The 17,057-nt window shown below is 64.7% G+C and carries 18 protein-coding genes; 11 read left to right on the forward strand and 7 right to left on the reverse strand.

Features of this window, described 5'->3' with window-relative positions; translation table 11 throughout:
- Positions 1-70 precede the first annotated feature (70 nt).
- The 6 genes from gspH to gspN are packed head-to-tail and all read left to right on the forward strand — an operon-like array spanning position 71 to position 3,611.
- On the forward strand, positions 71-538 hold the full coding sequence (gene gspH / locus LOY53_RS05270) for a type II secretion system minor pseudopilin GspH (RefSeq protein WP_252826894.1): 468 nt from the start codon (positions 71-73) through the stop codon (positions 536-538).
- Positions 535-903 (forward strand): type II secretion system protein GspI, encoded by a 369-nt coding sequence (locus LOY53_RS05275; protein ID WP_252826896.1) that lies wholly within the window; start codon positions 535-537, stop codon positions 901-903. Before gspH ends, LOY53_RS05275 begins: the two co-directional genes overlap by 4 nt.
- Positions 900-1,490, forward strand: a complete 591-nt coding sequence (locus tag LOY53_RS05280; RefSeq protein ID WP_258703685.1) for a type II secretion system protein J — start codon at positions 900-902, stop codon at positions 1,488-1,490. The genes LOY53_RS05275 and LOY53_RS05280 overlap by 4 nt, the downstream gene beginning before the upstream one ends.
- The gene (gspL, locus tag LOY53_RS05285) at positions 1,487-2,572 is read left to right on the forward strand and encodes a type II secretion system protein GspL (RefSeq protein ID WP_258703686.1); all 1,086 of its coding nucleotides are present in this window, start codon (positions 1,487-1,489) and stop codon (positions 2,570-2,572) included. The genes LOY53_RS05280 and gspL overlap by 4 nt, the downstream gene beginning before the upstream one ends.
- A complete protein-coding gene (gene gspM / locus LOY53_RS05290; protein ID WP_258703687.1) occupies positions 2,569-2,955 on the forward strand; it encodes a type II secretion system protein GspM in 387 nt (128 codons plus the stop codon). Before gspL ends, gspM begins: the two co-directional genes overlap by 4 nt.
- A complete protein-coding gene (gspN, locus tag LOY53_RS05295; RefSeq protein WP_258703688.1) occupies positions 2,952-3,611 on the forward strand; it encodes a type II secretion system protein N in 660 nt (219 codons plus the stop codon). Before gspM ends, gspN begins: the two co-directional genes overlap by 4 nt.
- 144 nt (positions 3,612-3,755) lie before the next feature.
- Here the strand turns inward: gspN and LOY53_RS05300 are convergent, their stop codons facing one another.
- The 6 genes from LOY53_RS05300 to LOY53_RS05325 all read right to left on the reverse strand — a co-directional run bounded on the left by LOY53_RS05300 (position 3,756) and on the right by LOY53_RS05325 (position 12,208).
- Positions 3,756-8,282: a hemagglutinin repeat-containing protein gene (locus tag LOY53_RS05300; protein ID WP_258703689.1), complete on the reverse strand. Its 4,527-nt coding sequence runs from the start codon at positions 8,280-8,282 to the stop codon at positions 3,756-3,758.
- A 32-nt stretch (positions 8,283-8,314) separates the two neighbouring features.
- Entirely contained in the window at positions 8,315-9,982 is a 1,668-nt protein-coding gene (locus LOY53_RS05305) for a ShlB/FhaC/HecB family hemolysin secretion/activation protein (RefSeq protein ID WP_252826902.1), read from the reverse strand.
- A 324-nt stretch (positions 9,983-10,306) separates the two neighbouring features.
- A complete protein-coding gene (locus LOY53_RS05310) occupies positions 10,307-10,549 on the reverse strand; it encodes a hypothetical protein (RefSeq protein ID WP_258703690.1) in 243 nt (80 codons plus the stop codon).
- Between the two features lie 50 nt (positions 10,550-10,599).
- Positions 10,600-10,995, reverse strand: a complete 396-nt coding sequence (locus LOY53_RS05315; protein WP_258703691.1) for a hypothetical protein — start codon at positions 10,993-10,995, stop codon at positions 10,600-10,602.
- A gap of 88 nt (positions 10,996-11,083) precedes the next feature.
- Positions 11,084-11,638, reverse strand: coding sequence for a murein L,D-transpeptidase family protein (locus LOY53_RS05320; protein ID WP_027595710.1), 555 nt, complete (start codon positions 11,636-11,638; stop codon positions 11,084-11,086).
- Between the two features lie 18 nt (positions 11,639-11,656).
- Positions 11,657-12,208, reverse strand: coding sequence for an NUDIX hydrolase (locus LOY53_RS05325; protein ID WP_027595711.1), 552 nt, complete (start codon positions 12,206-12,208; stop codon positions 11,657-11,659).
- Between the two features lie 125 nt (positions 12,209-12,333).
- On the opposite strand from LOY53_RS05325, the gene LOY53_RS05330 reads away from it, so the two are divergent.
- From LOY53_RS05330 to purT, 5 genes are all read left to right on the forward strand, one after another.
- Positions 12,334-12,933, forward strand: a complete 600-nt coding sequence (locus tag LOY53_RS05330; protein WP_027595712.1) for a CoA pyrophosphatase — start codon at positions 12,334-12,336, stop codon at positions 12,931-12,933.
- 57 nt (positions 12,934-12,990) lie between these two features.
- Entirely contained in the window at positions 12,991-13,515 is a 525-nt protein-coding gene (locus tag LOY53_RS05335) for a gamma carbonic anhydrase family protein (protein WP_258703692.1), read from the forward strand.
- Positions 13,505-13,708, forward strand: a complete 204-nt coding sequence (locus LOY53_RS05340; RefSeq protein WP_027595714.1) for a DUF1289 domain-containing protein — start codon at positions 13,505-13,507, stop codon at positions 13,706-13,708. Before LOY53_RS05335 ends, LOY53_RS05340 begins: the two co-directional genes overlap by 11 nt.
- 62 nt (positions 13,709-13,770) lie before the next feature.
- On the forward strand, positions 13,771-14,238 hold the full coding sequence (locus LOY53_RS05345; RefSeq protein ID WP_027595715.1) for a VUT family protein: 468 nt from the start codon (positions 13,771-13,773) through the stop codon (positions 14,236-14,238).
- A gap of 76 nt (positions 14,239-14,314) precedes the next feature.
- Positions 14,315-15,496, forward strand: a complete 1,182-nt coding sequence (gene purT, locus LOY53_RS05350) for a formate-dependent phosphoribosylglycinamide formyltransferase (protein ID WP_027595716.1) — start codon at positions 14,315-14,317, stop codon at positions 15,494-15,496.
- A gap of 136 nt (positions 15,497-15,632) precedes the next feature.
- Here the strand turns inward: purT and LOY53_RS05355 are convergent, their stop codons facing one another.
- The gene (locus tag LOY53_RS05355) at positions 15,633-16,934 is read right to left on the reverse strand and encodes an MFS transporter (protein ID WP_099453088.1); all 1,302 of its coding nucleotides are present in this window, start codon (positions 16,932-16,934) and stop codon (positions 15,633-15,635) included.
- Between the last annotated feature and the right edge of the window lie 123 nt (positions 16,935-17,057).

Raw genomic sequence — 17,057 nt, forward strand, 5'->3', positions numbered from 1 at the left:
TCGCGGGCAAGCCCGCTCCTACAGGATACATACAGGCCTGAAGACCTGTGCCGAACCTGTGGGAGCGGGCTTGCCCGCGAAAGGCCGCATAGCGGTCCCATTAGCCCATCAACAAGGCTTCAGCCTGATCGAACTGCTGGTGGTAATGGCCATCGCCGGCCTGATGACCGGGCTCGCCGTGGCGTCGCTCGACAGTGGCAAGGCCAGTGTCGATCAGGCCTTGCAGCGGCTGGCTGCACAGGTTCACGTGCAGGCCGCCGAGGCACGGCATGCCGGCCAGTTACGCGGGCTGCGCTGGACCGGCCAGCGCCCGGAGTTCGTGCGGCGTGAACGCGATGGCTGGGTCGTCGAACCGGTCAGCCTGGGCGAGTGGCCCAAGGGCTTGCAGCCCGACTGGCCAGCCAGCCCGCAGCCGCGCCTTCTGTTCACCCCGCAAGGTTGGGCGCAACCGGGTTCGGTGCGCTGGCGCTGGGCCGAGGGCAGCCAGCAATGGGCTTGGAGCCGAGACGGCCGCCTGCAGACGGCGGCGCTGCCATGAGGCGCCAACAGCGTGGTTTCACCCTGCTGGAAGTGACCGTGGCCCTGGCGATTGCCGCCGTGTTGGCGGTCATCACCAGCCAGGTCCTGCGCCAGCGCCTGGCGGTGCAGGACAACCTGCAACAGCACCGCCTCGGCCTGCTCTGCGCCCGCGAACTGCAAGCCCGTTTCACCGTCGAGCAGTACTGGCCGACCCACAATCAGGTGGATGGGCAACTGAGCCAAGGCGGCCAGGTGTGCCATTGGCAGCTGAAACTGCGCCGCACCGGTGTGCGTGACCTGCGCAGGGGTGAACTGCTGCTGTTCGGCGACCGCGACCAGCGGCTGCCGCTTGGCCAATACAGTGTGTTTCTGGAGCGCCCATGAAGCGGCAGCAGGCAGGCCTGACCTTGATCGAACTGATGGTGGCCCTGGCCCTCACCGCGCTGCTCGGCGTCATGCTGGCAGCGTTGGTCAATGGCTGGCTGAAGGTGCGTGAGCGGTTGCAGGTGAGCAGCCAGGAGGCGTCGGTGCTGGATTTCTGCCTGGCCCTGGAACGGCGCTTCGACAGCCCGGTCCTGCGCCGGGTGTATGACCAGCGATTGCCCTTGCCCAGCCGTTGGTTCGACTGGCAAGCGGCGAGCGGCCAACTGCTGTGGGTGGCGGCGACAGGCCTGCCCGAAGCCGAAGGCGGGTCGCGCTTGCAGCGCCAGCGTCTGCGCTTCGAGGCGCGTGAGCAACGCCTGCTGCTGGAAACCTCGGCGGACTTGTATGCCGCCTCGGCGCCGCGCTGGGTGCTGCGTGAACAGCTAGGGCGGGTGAGCGCGATGAACATCCTTTACCACCAGGGTGGCCGCTGGCTGCCCTGGCCTTCCGACCAACCCGCGCACCCCGGCCGTGGCGTGCGCCTGGAATTGCAACGTGATGGAGCACCGTATGCCTGCACCTTTGTCCTTCCCTGGGGGCGCTCATGAACCTTGACTGGCGTCGACGCTCACCGGCTCGACCTTGGCTGTTGGTGCGTCCTGGCAACCCTTGGGACTGGTTACTGGTCGAAGGCGGTGTCGCGCTACGCCAGGGGCAGGGCGAACCGCCGGCGAACCTGCAGGCGCGGGTGGCGTTGATCGTGCCGGGCCAACACTGCAGCCATTTCCAGTTGCCCGCACCGCCAGGGCTTAAGCGTGAAGAATGGCCATTGCTGCTTGAAGACCGCTTGCTGCAAGGCGCGGATGAGGTGGTGTGCGGGTATTTGGGGCGTGAGGCCGGGCAAGTTCGGTTACTGGCGGTGGCGCGCGAGCGCCTGGAGGATTGGCGCGGGCAATGCGCCGAGTGGGGGCTGACGGCCGAGCGCTGCTGGGCCGAATTCCAGTTGCTGCCGGCACCTGAGACGGGGGCCGCCTGGTGGTGGCGCAAGCAAGACGGGGTCAGCCTGCTCAAGGGGCTGAGCGAAGACGCTGGCGAGCATTGGCTGGCCTGGCCTGAAGCCATGGGCGAGGTGCTGGTCGAACCCTGGCCGCAGTTACACAGGCTGCCCCTGGAAGGCCAGTGGCCTGCAGCATTGGCAGCGCTGGACAGCTTGCCTGGCCTGTTCGAGCAGCGGCGGCGTCGCACGCTGGCGGGGCCGACGCGGCAGCAGTGCCAGCTCATGGCTGCCTGCCTGCTGCTGGCGTGCACCTGGGGCGGCGTGTGGGTGGCCCAGCAATGGCGCCAGGCTCAGCTCTGGCAAGCCCAGGTGGTGGCTGTGACGGGTGAGCAGGTGGGCCCCAGGCAGGCGGCTCAGGCGCTCAAGCGACTGCGTGAGGCCGGCTTGCAGCAGCAAGTGCGCCTGCGTCAGCTCGACGATTTACAAGGGCGCTTGCACGCCTGGCTGAGTGAGCATCCCGGCTGGCGCCTGCAAGCGGTGCGCTTTGATGGCCAGCGCTGGCATGTGCGGCTGGAGGGCGAGGGCGCCGCCCCCCCTTGGCGTGAGATGGCCAGTGCGGTGGGGGCTCAGGTGCAGGTGAGTGGCGGCGAGTCGTCGCCAAACGTGGTGTTCGACCTGGAGGTGGCGGCATGAGCACCGCGTGGATGCAGCGTCACCGTTTGTCGCTGGCCGCGTGCCTCATCGTGCTGCTGTCGAGCATGCTGTTGGTACGCGAAGGCGTGGCGCAATGGCGCGTGCTGAGCCAATGGCAGGCGCTGGCGCAAACGGCGGTGGGTTTGCAGGGCGGTACGACGCTTAACCTGGAGCGTCTGCGCCAGTCGGCGCAGGCGCGGCAGATCGAGTTACTGGAGGTGGTGACGCAGGGTGAGGCCTGGCACCTGCGCGGTCAGGTGGGCGATGAGCAGGCTCTGCTGGGTTGGGTACGTGCGTTGCAGGCCGAAGGCGCGCAGCCCTTGCAGTGGGGGCTGGAGCAAGATGCCCAGGGCATGCGCTTCGACCTGGTGCTTCGACCATGAGCCGGGGCGCTGTGGCGTGGTTGCTGCTGGTGTTTAGTGTGACCTTACTGGTGCAGTTGCCCGCCAGCTGGTTGGTGCGTGGTTTTGGGTTGTCGGCCGCGGGTGTGAGCGGCAGCCTGTGGCACGGGCAGGCGCGGCAGATCGGCCCGTTCGGGCCGTTGCAATGGACCTTACAGCCGTGGCGTTTGCAAGGGCAGGGCGCCTTGGGGTTTCAGGGGCAGGCATGGCACGTGCAGGTTCACGGTTGGCCCTGGCGCTGGGAGGGGGAAGTGCGCCCAGCCGCGGCACAGGTGACGGTGCCGGCGGCGTATCGCCTGGCCGGGCAGTGGCAGGGATCGGTGCGTGTACAGGGTGCGTGGCGGCAATGCCTGGCCAGCGATGGGCGCCTGACGGTTACGGACTTGGCGCTGAGTGAGCCCTGGTCGCTGGGGTTGGGGCAAGGCTGGATCGAGGTGCAGTGCCGCGGGGGTTGGCACCTGTTAGGGCAGTTGCTGCAGACAGGGCAGCATCAGCTCGACGTAGATGCCGATGTGCGGGGCCGACAGGCCCAGATCGCCATCGCGCTGCAACCCGATGCTGCCCTGACCCCACTGGTGCGCGGCGCGCAGTGGCTGGGGCCGGAGGCAACGACAGGGCAGCGGCGAGTCCGTTGGTAACCACCCGAATCTGCGGTGAAACGCACCCCCTGTAGGAGCAGCCTTGTGCTGCGAAGAGGCCGGTGAACACACCAAATCTTCGCTGCTGTCACGGGCCTCTTCGCAGCACAAGGCTGCTCCTACAGGGGTGCGGTGGGCGAGGGGTCAGTCCGCCTTGCCCTGGGTACTCGATACCCATTGCTCGCTGCGGTTATGCCCGCTGGTACGCAATACCCCAAGATCGAGCGCATTCTCGCCGTCAGCCGCGCCCTTGCCCTTGGTGAACTCAGCCACTGCTGTGCCCAGGTCCACCGGCGAGTTGGACACGTCAATCGACACATCGCGGCGGTAGTCGCTGCCACTCAGGGTCTCTTGGCTAATCGCATTGGCGCTCAGCTCGACATCACCCTTGGCCGACTGCAACCGCGCGCCGACCAAGCGAGCGTCCCCCGCGACCTTCAGCGCGATGCCTTCGCTGCCCTTGAGCGTGGTCTGTCTGGCCACGGTGTCGCGCTGTTGATGGGACAGGTCCAGGCGCAAGGTCGGTGAGAAACCAGGTTCGGCCTTGCTCAAGGCTGGGCCGGCTTTTTCGCCGACCTTGCTACCCAGCGGCCCAGCCAATGCGGTGGCGGCGTTGGTGTAGCCTTGCGGGTTCTTTTCCTGGCTCAGGCGTGCGTCAGCTTTCACGGTCAGGCTATCGACGCTGTCCTTGCGGCTGGCAATGCGCAGATCGCCGCCGACCTCACCGGTAATACCCCCTGCCTCCAGGCTGGCACCTTCGACACGCGTATCGCCACGGCTGTGCAACTGGATACCCTCAGCGCGCAGCTGGCTGGCATTCCAGGTCTGGTTGTCGCGTTTGTCCAGGCCGACCTGGGCGCGGCCATGCAGGCCACGGGTATCGGTATCCCCCTTGGCCATGTTGAAACCAGCCCCCGCGGTGATGTCGAGGTTGTCGCGTTGCTCCCGGTTGCTTGATGCTTCCACCTGCATGCCGCCCCCGGCGGCGTTGAGCACGATCTGTTCGGCTGAGGCGTGCAGCCCCTGCAGGTGCAAGGAAATGTCCTCGCGGGCACGGCTGCTCAGCGTCAGTGTGCCGGCGCTGTCGAAGCGGGCATCGACAGCCTGGCTGGACTCCTCGTTCTGCTTGCCGTGGTTGAAGTGCCCGCCGATGCCGCCACCCTTGGTTGCGCCGGTCTTGGCCGCAAGCTCCAGGCCGCCGCCCAGGTTGCTGCCCTTGGCCTGTTGGGTATCGCTGCCTGCGGTCACCTGCAAGCGGCCACCACTTTCCAGCAGGGTATTCCCGACCTTGGCGTCACGGCTGCCGATACGCGTCCCCTCCAGCTTCAGGTCGCCATCACTGCTCAGGTGAACATCGCCCTTGGCATCGATCTGCGCAACCTGGGCCTTGGTCTGCGCGCTGTCTTGCTGGCGGTGATCAAGGTAGCCGCGGGCGTCGACGCCGGTGCTGCCGGGGCGATTGCCGACCTTGGCCCAGGCGTTGCCATCAAGCTGGCCCGCTGCCTGGGTACTGCGGTCGTTGGCTTGGGACAACGACAACGTGCCCCCGCTGTGCATGACCACGCTGCCTTCGCCACCGTCGATGCGCGAGCCTTCGTACAGGCCATCGCTGCCCAGCTGCACCTGAATACCCTGTTGGCCATAGAGGCTGCCGGGCACGGCGGTACTGACGGAGTCCTGTTTGCCCAGCGAGCCGCCCTTGCCGGCAGCGCGAACATTGAGGTCGTTGCCGCTGCTGGTGTCCACGCGGGCATCGCCGCCATAGGCCATGCGCTGCACGGTATCTACCTGAGTGTTCTCGGCTGCCCGCAGGGTGTGCTGCGAGGCGTCGATCAGCAGTTGCCCGGCGTTGGCCTTCCAGGCGGTGCCCTGGTCATCGATGGTATCGGCCTTGACCTCGACCGCAGCGCCTGTCAGCTCACTCACCTGGGCGAAACCGCGGCGTTGATTTTCCAGGCGCTTGAGATGGTCCACGGTCATGTCGGCGCCGACGCTCGGAGCCACCATCGCGTCTTCGGGCGAGGCCTGCTGAAAGCGCGCGGCCTCCTCACCCAGCACCAAGCGTTCGATGGGGCGGGTCAGGTCACGGTACTCCACGCTGGCACCCAGGCTGCCGGCCCAGTTGTCTGTAACGCTTTCACGCTCATGGGTTTCTTGCGCTGCACGGTTCTCGATGTGCTTGGCGGTGACCTTCAGTTGCTGGCCAGCATCGACGCGTGCGGCTTCGGTGAGCAAATGCTCGGCCTGCAGCTTCACCCCGGCGCTCGCCTTCAATTCGCTGCGTTGCACCGTGCTGTCGCGTTCGAGCTGAGTCTGGGTGTTGTGATGGCCTGCGAAGGCGCTGCCCAACCGGTCGATACCCCCCGTCACTTTAACGCTGCCCCCACTCTGGCTGTTTTTGCTGATGGACTCGCGCTCATTGCGGGTTGCACCCAGGGAGATGTGCTTGGCGGTCACGTTCAGGTCACCGGCGCTGGCCTGGACTTTGGAGCCATTGACCTGCAAGTGGGCGTCGCTTTGCAGGCCTACCGAGGCGCCCTTGAGTTCGCTTGAGACCTGTGATGCTTCCTGCGTCGTACCGGTCGTGGTAGCGACCTGGTAGCCCAGGCTCGCCTCGTACTGGCGCGAGTCCGGCTTGCCATCCTGCGCCTCTTCAGTCTGCTTGGCGGCGACACTGAGGCCACGTTGCTGGTGCCGGGTTTCGCTTTCGTTGCGCGATTGCGCGCTGTCGATCACCAAGTCGCCCTTGGCTTGTACCTGCAAATGGTTGCCTGCTTCGACCTTTGCCCCGTGGATACGCAGTTCGTCGGCACTGGCCAGGCGCAGGTTGCTGCTGGACGAGACGTCGCTGACCAGTACCTGGTCCTTGCGTGTGGTCTGCTTGCGGTCGCTGCCGATCAGGCCGAACAGTTTGCTGTCGCTCTGGTGATCGGTCGAGGTGCTGCTGCCGCGGTCGGCTTCGATCGCCAGCAGGCCGTTTTCACTGTAGAGCACCGAGTCTTCCTTACCCTGCACCTTGCTGCCTTTGAGGGTGACCTGGTCGGCCGTCATGTTCAGCTTGCCGTCCGCCGTCACGCTGCTGCCAACCACGACCTGCGCTTGGGTGTCATTGCCCTTGCGGTCGCCGAAGAAGGTGCCGGAGACCAGGTCGCCGCGGTAATTGCGTTGGGTGCCGCGCTCCTGCAAGGCCGTGGTCCCGACCTCGATGTGCCGGGCTTTGAATTGCATGTCGCTGTTCGCATGCAGCGTGCTGCCTTCAACCTTGAGGGCGTCGGCTGCCGTGAGGGTCAGGCGCCCGGCATTCAGCGTGCTGCCCCGGGCTGTTTCGCGGGTTTGCTCGGTGTCGCTGTCCCCGCGCCACAGGTCTTTGCGGTGGCGCACCTGTTCGGAGATGTGTTTGCTGTCGATGCCCGCCACGATGTCCAGGTTGCCGGCGCTGTCGATGTTCAGCTCACCCCCTGTGCTCACGTCGGCGGCCAACAGGCGCATGTCGGTACCCGATTGCAGCCGAACGTTGTCATGGCCGCGCAACTGCGTGCCCTGCTGTTGAAGGTCGCGGGTGGTGCGCTCGCGGTTGTAGGTTTCGCGGGTGATGAAGAGGAACTTCTTGTTCCAGTTTTCGCGATCATGCTGGGAGTTTTCCAGGCTGTCGGCGTCCAGGGTGAGCTTCTGCCCGGCCTTGACCACCACCTGTTGTGCCTGGCCATCGACGGCGCGCAGGGTCAGGTCGTCGGCGGCGCTGAGGGCCAGGGGGCCCCGCTCGCTGTGCAGTTCGGCGCGGGTGTCGGCCTTGCCGCTGATGTGCAGGCCACCGGCTGACTGGATGTCGATACCGTCGGTGGCGTGCACCTGAACAGGCCCCATGCGCACGCCCGCGCCTTCGGCGGTGCTCACCACGCGGATGCGCCCGGCGCGCATGGCCCCGAACAGGCTGGCATCGATACTGGCCGCTGTGCCGGGCAAGTGCTCGACCACCTGGCCGCTGGCCTGGTCGATGCGGTTGCGGCCCACGGTGACGTTCAGTTCACTGCCGGCCATGAGCAGCCCTTTGCTGTCTACCTGCGGCGCGATCAGGTCAAGCGCGCCGGTACTGTTGCTCTGGCCACCGGGCAGTACCTGCAGGGCGCCACTGGCATTGAGGGTGTCGAGGTACTTGAGTTGCTGGTCTTCGAATTCCGGGGTGCCGACCACGAAGCCCGCGCGCGTGGTGTTGATGAAGCTGCCCCCGTTGAGGGTGATGCCATTGGGGTTGGCCAGGATGTAATCGGCGGGGCGGCCGAAGATTTCCTGCGGCCCCTCGATCAGCGAGGCGTTGCGGCTGATCACTTCATTGAGAATGGTCGAGGCCGCCTGGCCCTGGAACTGCGGGTTGGCGGCCAGGGCACCGGCCAGTTGCGATTGGCCGGCCTGGGTGGCGTTGTTCAGCACCACGCCGGGGTTGCCGACGTTGTAGTCGAGGAACTGGTTGTGTGACAGGCCGCCGGCGTTGGGGGCGACAATGTCGATGACCGGCACACCATGGCCATTGTTGATGACCGGGGTGCCACCTGGGCCGGTGGCGGCTTCAAGGCCGCCCTGGGCCAGCACGCTGCTGGAGCCGAGCAGGGCGAGGAAGATGGCCCAACGCAAGGTATCTGGGCGGGTAGACGTCAACTGCGAGCGCGTTTGCATGGTCTCGTTCTCTTTTTTTGTTGTGGGGTGAATCAGATGCTCAGGTTCCACTCCAGCACCCAGAAGCCCGGCTCCAGAAGCGCGCGGGGCAGGTCACTGGTGTACAAGGCACGTTGGTAGTCCAGGCGCAGGCGGCTGTCGGGCAGGCTCAATTCGATGCCGGCTGCCGCGCCTGCCAGGCGTTGAACGGGGCTGTCGCGAGCTAGCCGGGTCCAGCCCTGATCGAGGCCGGCATAGGGCCGCAGCTGCAGCGGTCCGGCCCAGGCCGGCGTCAGCGGATAACTGAAGGTGTTACGCCAGACGGCACTGCTGGCGCCGGAGTAAGTGCGCAGGCGGAACCCGCGCACAGCCGAATCATCGCTGGCCAGCAGTTGCTCGACGGCCGGCAGCCGGTCGCGGCTGTATTGCAGGCCCAGTTCGCTCTGCCAGCGCCAGGGCCACTGCGCCGGGCCTTGGCGCAGGTGCAGCAGCGTGCCGCGGTACTTGCGAAAGTCCGGGCGCGGGCCCAGCGCACTGGGGGCTGAAGCGTCCGCGCCAAACCAGTCCACCCCTTGGGCGAGCCCGAGGTAGCCGTGCCACAGGCCGCCTTCGAGCCACAGCAGGTTGATGCCGGCTTCCACCGTGGTCAGGGTGGGGCTCTGCAGGCTCACGGCCTTGCCGCCGGTGCGGTTGGTGAGCTGCTTGCGGTCCAGCCGGGCGCTGGCGCTGAGCATGCCCTGCTGGTTGCGCCATAGCACCCGCTCGGCGCTGAGCCCCAGAAAGCGGCTGTTGCCACTGCTGGTCTGGCGCCCTTGAGGGATGGGCGCGCGGTAGCTCAATTGGTTGGCGCTGGCGGCGAAGGTCCACGGGCCGTACGGAATGCTGTAGTACGCCGTGACACCGTTGCTTCGCCCCGGCGCATCGATGACGGTCCTGGCCAACGACAGGCGCAGGTCGTCGTTCAGGCCAAACGGGCTGTCCAGGCCAATGCCGAGGTTTAGGCGATGGCGGCCGGTCAGTTCGCTGCCACGGTTGTCCAGGCGGCTGTCCAGGTGCCAGCGTGAGGCGGTTTTGTGGGGCTGAACCACTACCCGGGTGCCGCCCTGCTGGGCGCCGGGCAGCAAGTCGACACTCAGCTCATAGGCTCGCAGGCGGTTGAGTTGGTCGAGCCCTTGCTCCAGCGTCGGCAGGTACAGCGGCTGCCCCAGCACGTCAGGAAAAGCGCCACGCAAGGAAAGTGGCAGGTCGGCGCTGAGTTCGATCGACTCGACGAAGCCTTCGCTGATGAGGATGTCCAGCGGTGCGCCATTCTCGGGCGGCTGGCTCAGGTAAGGGCGGCTGGTGGGGTAGCCCGCCTGTACGTAGCGCTGGGTGATGGCCTTGAGCAGCAGGTTGATGTCGACAATGCCCATGCAAGGCTGCATGAAGGGCAGCACGGTCGCTTCCAGTGCCGTGCCCGGCACTTGCCGGTGGCCCGCCAGACGAACACCGGTCACCGCCCAGCAGTGGCTGTCGACCGCCTGTATGGCCTGGTTTTCGTCATCACCTGGCGGGGCGGGGGCACGCTGCCAGCGCTCGAGCCGTTGTTGCTGTTCCAGCTGGCGCAAACTTTGCTGCTGGTCGCGCAACTGCTGGCTGGCCAGGTCGTCGGCCCAGGCCAGGGGGCTGGCCAGCCAGCAGGCAAGCAAGCTGCTGGCAATGATGCGTATTCGGTACGGCATTGAAGCACCCCGCAGATGACGTACGGATTTCGTATTCGTCTGCGGGGATGCTAAGGATTAAGTCATTCGCTTGGATGCAGTACGCCGCCTAAGCGGATGTCAGGCGGGTTCGCGGTTGAAGGTGCGAAAGCTCCTACACGATGAGGCGTTTGTAGGAAGCATGGAAGTGCAACCATTGAGCCAGTCCCGTGCAGCGAGCGTTAGTTTTTAAGCTGCTCTTGGGGTCGCAGGCCTTGAATGATTGTCGCAGTCGACAACAGCAGGCGGAGTGGGTTGTGTTTCGAGGGGATGAACATCAGCTCCCGATAGTACTTGGCTGCCTGCTCATCTTTTGCGTCGACAACGATGAAGGCCACCCCGGAGTGCTTTGAAACCGTGTAGATACGACGGAAAAAAGTCGGCCATCAGCCGCTGTCCAAGCCCCTTGCGCTGCATGCGCTGATCAACAGCCAGGCGACTTAGCATGGCTGCCGGCATGGGGTACCGAGGCATCTTTCTCGCCTGTTCTTCACTCAGGTCATCGAGCGCTACTGAAGTATTGGCAAGGCTGTAGTAGCCAAGCAGCATCCCGTCCTCCAGGTACATGAAGGTGCGCGAGACATTGCGCTCGCAAGGCCTTAGCGCAAGGCAAGTAAGTTGCGAAGCGCTTCATTGGGCTCTGGAGGATTATCGAGCAACTGATCAGCGATGTCGGCGTCCAGAACAGTCATGCCTTCCTGATCGAAGCTCAAAACCTCATCTTCGATTACAGAGCGAACAGCCAAGGCAGCAACCACCTTTTTGAGTTCGGCCAGTTCTTTTTCCATGTCGGACAAGTGTGGTGCACGGCTGGTACGCCCGCGCGAAGTGCCTGAGCTCAATACGCGGACGCTCAGGCTTTTTGTCGCATGCTCCTCAACTACTGCACCCGCATTGCGATAAGCCGTGAGCATGCCACTCTTGCTGTGCAAGGCGATGACGCCTTTCCTGCCGGCAATTGGGAGGCGTGCTTTTGATTGCAATTGCTTGTTCACAGTGAGTCCCTCTGGGTATGCCGATCGTAGCACATACAGCTTGACACCGAGTTCCAAGCATTGATTACAAGTCGCTACAAGCGCCCTGTCAGGGGCGGATCTCGATCAATGTCCCGTCCTTGACCAGCTCCCAGACTTCCTGCATGTCGCGGTTACGCATGGCAATGCAACCGTCCGTCCAGTCCAGGGTATGGAAGTACCACTCCGGGTATTCGTCGTTGATCGGCGTGCCATGGATCATGATCATGCTGCCGGCGCTTACGCCCTCGCGGGTGGCGCGGGCGGCGTCGCTGATGTTCGGGTAGTTGATGTGCATGGCCAGGTTGAAACGGTCGCTCTGTTTGCGCCAGTCCAACCAGTAGAGGCCCTCGGGGGTCTTCTTGTCGCCTTCGCGTTCCTTGGCGCCCTTGGGCTGCTTGCCCAGGGAAATCCGGTAGGTCTTCAGCGGCTCGCCACGGCTGATCAGTTGCAAGCGGCGCTCGGACTTGATCACCAGCACCTTGTCGATGAGCGGCTGCATGGCGGCCTGCGATTGCGACTGTGCAGGCACCGGTGGCTGCGGCTTGCGAATGATGGTCTCGGTGAAGGCAGCCTGGGACACCGAGGTAACGCAAAGGCAGAAAAGGGCAAACAACCAGCGCATGAAGCAGCACCTGCAGGCTTAAGTAGTGGGCGAGACGTTCATCGGCGGCAGGTACTCATGGCCTATGGGGTAGTGCTGCCCGATGCGGTCGCGATAGTAGCATTCTAGTGTGCGTGTGACGGTGCGGAAAGCCAGCTCGTCCCACGGTATCTCATGTTGTTCGAACAATCGCACCTCCAGGCTCTCGATGCCCACATCAAAGCTTAGGTCGGCCAACTCGGCGCGGAAGAACACGTGTACCTGGTTGATGTGCGGCAGGTCGAACAACTGGTACAGGGCCATGGGTCCTACTTGGGCGCAGGCTTCCTCGACGGTTTCGCGACGGGCGGCCTGGTCGAGGGTTTCGCCGTTTTCCATGAAGCCGGCGGGCAAGGTCCAGTAGCCGCGGCGTGGCTCGATGGCGCGCCGGCACAGCAGCACCTGGCTACCCCAGGTGGGCAGCACACCCGCGACGATGTTGGGGTTCTGGTAGTGAACGGTCTGGCAATACTCGCAGACATACCGCAGGCGGCTGTCGCCCTCGGGGATCCGCTGAACGACCGGTTGGCCGCATGCGCTGCAGAATTTCATGCTGTTCTTCCCTTTTGACTGGGCTATCTTGGCGCGCCGACGGGGCCGCCGCAAGCGCACGGGGCTTGGGTGCTTCGCGGCTTTGGTGCATCATGCAAGACAGGCCTTGGATACGAGAGTGCGCAATGCTGGACGAGCTTCTTCGCCGAATGAGCAACCATGAACCTGCATCACTGGAAACTGACCGAAGGTTTCCCGAAGCGGCGGTACTCTTGCCCATTACCCGCAGCGAAGCGCCCGAACTGGTTTTGACCCTGCGCGCCAAGGGGCTGTCGACCCATGGCGGCGAAGTCGCCTTCCCCGGTGGCCGCCGCGACCCCGAAGACCCGGACCTGGTGTTTACCGCCCTGCGCGAGGCCGAAGAAGAAATCGGCCTGCCCCCTGGGCTGGTGGAAGTGATCGGCCCGCTGAGCCCGCTGATCTCGCTGCATGGCCTGAAAGTAACGCCATTCGTCGGGCTTATCCCTGATTACGTCGAATACCGCGCCAATGATGCGGAGATCGCGGCAGTATTCACCGTGCCGCTGGAGTTCTTCCGCCAGGACCCGCGTGACCACACCCACCGTATCGATTACCAGGGCCGCAGTTGGTATGTGCCCAGCTACCGTTACGGCGAATACAAGATTTGGGGGTTGTCGGCGATCATGATCGTCGAGCTGGTCAACCTGCTGTATGACGCGGGTATCAGCTTGCATCAACCCCCGGAACGTTACATCGAGATCTGAGCGGGGCCCACCCTGCCGTTTGCCGCAAACCGCCGCCGTTTATCCTGAGGAGCGAGCATGAAATTTCGCCTGGGCGACCTGCGGGTCGACAGCCATCCGACCAGTTGGATCGCGCCCAACGCCACCGTGATCGGCAACGTGCGCCTGCAGGCCCGTGCCAGTGTCTGGTTTGGCGCTGTATTGCGGGGTGACAATGAGCTGATCGACATCGGCGAAGACAGCAATGTCCAGGACGGCACGGTGATGCACACCGACATGGGCTCTCCGCTGACCCTGGGCAAGGGGGTGACGGTCGGCCATAACGCCATGCTGCATGGTTGCACGGTTGGCGACTACAGCCTGATCGGCATCAATGCCGTGATCCTCAATGGGGCGCGGATTGGCAAGCACTGCATCATCGGCGCCAATGCGCTGATCCCCGAGGGCAAGGAAATCCCCGACGGGTCGCTGGTGATGGGCTCGCCGGGCAAGGTGGTGCGCGAGCTCAGCGAGCAGCAGATGCGCTTGATCGAGGCCGGCGCCGCGCACTATGTGCACAATGCCCAGCGCTATGCGCGTGACTTGGTGGTGGATGATGAGTGAAGCGGTCAAGGCAGAGCGCCCGGTGGCGTCGCCGTGCGTGAGCATCTGCGCGCTGGACGAGCAGGACATCTGCACGGGGTGCCAGCGTACGGTGGCCGAGATCGGGCGCTGGGGGCGCATGGATAACACTGAGCGCCGCGCCGTGCTGAAGCTTTGCCATGAGCGGGCAGTGGCTGCCGGGTTGATTTTGTAGGCGCGGCTGCCGCTGACCCCAAAATCAAGTAACCTGTGCGGCTTGTCTGACGGTTACTGCTCATGTTCTATCTCATTGCCTATATCAGCAGCGTAGTGCTGATCAACTACGCCTTTTCCAGTGCCCCGCACCTGGACATCATCTGGTCTGCGTGGGGCGGCCTGGTGTTCATCCTGCGCGACATGGTCCAGACCCGTTTCGGGCATGGCGCCTTGGTCGCCATGCTGGTGGCCCTTGTGCTGTCGTATGTCACCTCGGAACCGGCCATCGCGCTGGCCAGCGCCACCGCCTTCTTCATCTCAGAGCTGATCGACTGGCTGGTGTTCAGCATCACCCGTCGGCCGCTGCGTGACCGCCTGTGGCTGAGTTCGGCGCTGAGCATCCCGGTCGATACCTTCATTTTCTTCGGCATGATCGGTGCCTTGACGCCGGCCGTGATCGGCACGGCAATGGCCTCGAAGTTCGCCGGTGTCACTGCCGTGTGGCTGGCCATGGCATTTCGCGCCCGGCGGGCTGCCGCGGTCGGTTGATGGTGTAGAATACGGGTCCTTTTTCAGCGGGCGGCGCTCAGCCTGGCGCAGCCCCGGACGCCTTCGAGGACCTGAAATGACCCGTATCGGAACCCCATTGTCGCCCACCGCGACCCGCGTACTGCTCTGCGGCTGCGGTGAGCTGGGCAAGGAAGTGGTGATCGAGCTGCAGCGCCTGGGCGTCGAAGTGATTGCCGTAGACCGCTACGCCAATGCACCGGCCATGCAGGTGGCGCACCGCAGCCATGTGGTCAACATGCTCGATGGCGTCGCCCTGCGCGCAGTGATCGAAGCCGAGAAGCCGCATTACATCGTCCCCGAAATCGAAGCCATTGCCACCGCGACCCTGGTCGAGCTGGAAAACGAAGGCTTCACCGTGGTGCCCACCGCCCGCGCCACCCAGCTGACCATGAACCGCGAAGGCATCCGTCGCCTGGCCGCCGAAGAGCTGGACCTGCCGACCTCGCCGTACCACTTCGCCGACACCTACGAAGACTATGCCAAGGCCGTGGCCGATGTCGGCTACCCGTGCGTGGTCAAGCCGGTGATGAGTTCGTCGGGCAAAGGCCAGAGCCTGCTGCGCAGCGATGCCGACCTGCAGAAGTCCTGGGACTACGCCCAGGAAGGCGGCCGCGCCGGCAAGGGCCGGGTGATCATCGAAGGCTTCATCGATTTCGATTACGAGATCACCCTGCTGACCGTGCGTCACGTCGGCGGCACCACGTTCCTGGAGCCTGTCGGCCACCGTCAAGAGAAAGGCGATTATCAGGAGTCGTGGCAGCCCCAGGCCATGAGCCCGAAAGCCTTGGCAGAATCGCAGCGTGTGGCTCAGGCAGTCACCGATGCCTTGGGCGGTCGTGGCCTGTTCGGCGTGGAGTTGTTCGTCAAGGGCGACCAGGTGTGGTTCAGCGAAGTGTCGCCGCGCCCGCACGACACGGGCCTGGTGACGTTGATCTCCCAGGACCTGTCGCAGTTCGCCCTGCATGCACGCGCCATTCTGGGCCTGCCGATTCCGGTGGTGCGTCAGTTTGGTCCATCGGCGTCGGCGGTGATCTTGCCAGAAGGCCAATCGCAACAGACCAGCTTCGCCAACCTTGGCGCTGCGCTGAGCGAGCCGGACACGGCCATTCGCCTGTTCGGCAAGCCGGAAATCAACGGTACCCGTCGCATGGGTGTCTGCCTGGCGCGTGATGAATCGATCGAAGCGGCGCGAGCCAAGGCGACTCGCGCTTCGCAGGCAGTCAAGGTCGAGTTCTGATTCAACACCGTTAGGGCCGCTTTGCGGCCCATCGCCGGCAAGCCAGCTCCCACAGGTTCTGCTCAAAGCTCAAGGGCAGTGTGGGCCTTGTAGGAGCTGGCTTGCCGGCGATGGGCTGCAAAGCAGCCCCCATTAGTTAGAGCTCCGTGTTTCGGGTCTCTTTCAGGCACAGCACTGCAATCAAGCTGATCACCGCCGCCACCGACACATACCCGCCCACCCAGCTCAACCCGCCCATGCTCACCAGTTTCTGAGCAAAGAACGGCGCCGCCGAAGCCCCCACGATGCCGCCCAGGTTGTACGCCGCCGACGCGCCGGTGTAGCGCACATGGGTAGGGAACAGCTCGGGCAGCAATGCCCCCATCGGCGCAAAGGTCACGCCCATCAGGAACAGCTCGATGGCCAGGAACAGCGCCACGCCCGTGGTCGAGCCCGAGGTCAGCAGCGGCTCCATGGTAAAGCCCGATGCCACGGCCAGCAGGCCGCCGACGATCAGTACCGGTTTGCGCCCGTAGCGGTCGCTGAGCCAAGCCGACAGGGGCGTGGCCAGCGCCATGAACACCACCGCGAAGCACAGCAGGCCGAGGAACGTCTCACGGCTGTAGCCCAGGGTACTCACACCGTAGCTGAGCGAGAACACCGTCGAGATATAGAACAGCGCATAGCACACCACCATCGCCGCGGCGCCCAGCAGGGTCGGTACCCAGTATTTGGAGAACAGGTCGACCACCGGCATCTTCACGCGCTCATGGCGGGCAATGGCCTTGGCAAACACCGGGCTCTCTTCGAGCTTGAGGCGCACATAAAGGCCGACCAGTACCAGTGCGGCGCTGAGCAGGAACGGAATGCGCCAGCCCCATTCACGGAACTGCTCGTCACTGAGCACCAGGGCCAGGGTCAGGAACAGGCCGTTGGCAGCCAGGAAGCCGATCGAAGGCCCCAATTGCGGGAACATGCCGAACCAGGCGCGCTTGCCCGGTGGCGCGTTCTCGGTGGCCAGCAGCGCCGCGCCGCCCCATTCGCCACCCAGGCCCAGGCCTTGGCCGAAGCGCAGCAGGCAAAGAATGATCGGCGCCCAGACGCCAATGCTGTCGTAGCCTGGCAGCACGCCGATGGCGGTGGTGGAAACGCCCATCAGCAGCAGCGATGCCACCAGGGTCGACTTGCGGCCGATACGGTCGCCAAAATGGCCGAACAGCGCCGAGCCCAGCGGGCGGGCGAGGAAGGCGATGCCGAAAGTGAGGAAGGCCGCGAGCATCTGCGCGGTGCCCGACCCGGATGGGAAGAACACCGGGCCGATCACTAGCGCGGCGGCCGTGGCGTATACATAGAAGTCGTAGAACTCGATGGCCGTGCCGATGAAGCTGGCAGTGGCCACCCGTGCGGGGGAGTTGACCGGCGCGGCAGGCGCTTCGGCATAGGTGCTGCTCGTGGTCATTAAGTAGGTCCCTAACAGTCTGGTCGTGCTCCATGGGCTTGATCCGCCAGGGCGCGTACCTTCGAAGGGCAGGCACGCCTATGCGGACGCCGGAGCGTATTGTTCTTTTGCTCGCCCGACTGA

Source organism: Pseudomonas sp. B21-031, from assembly GCF_024748985.1.
Lineage (GTDB): Bacteria > Pseudomonadota > Gammaproteobacteria > Pseudomonadales > Pseudomonadaceae > Aquipseudomonas > Aquipseudomonas kermanshahensis.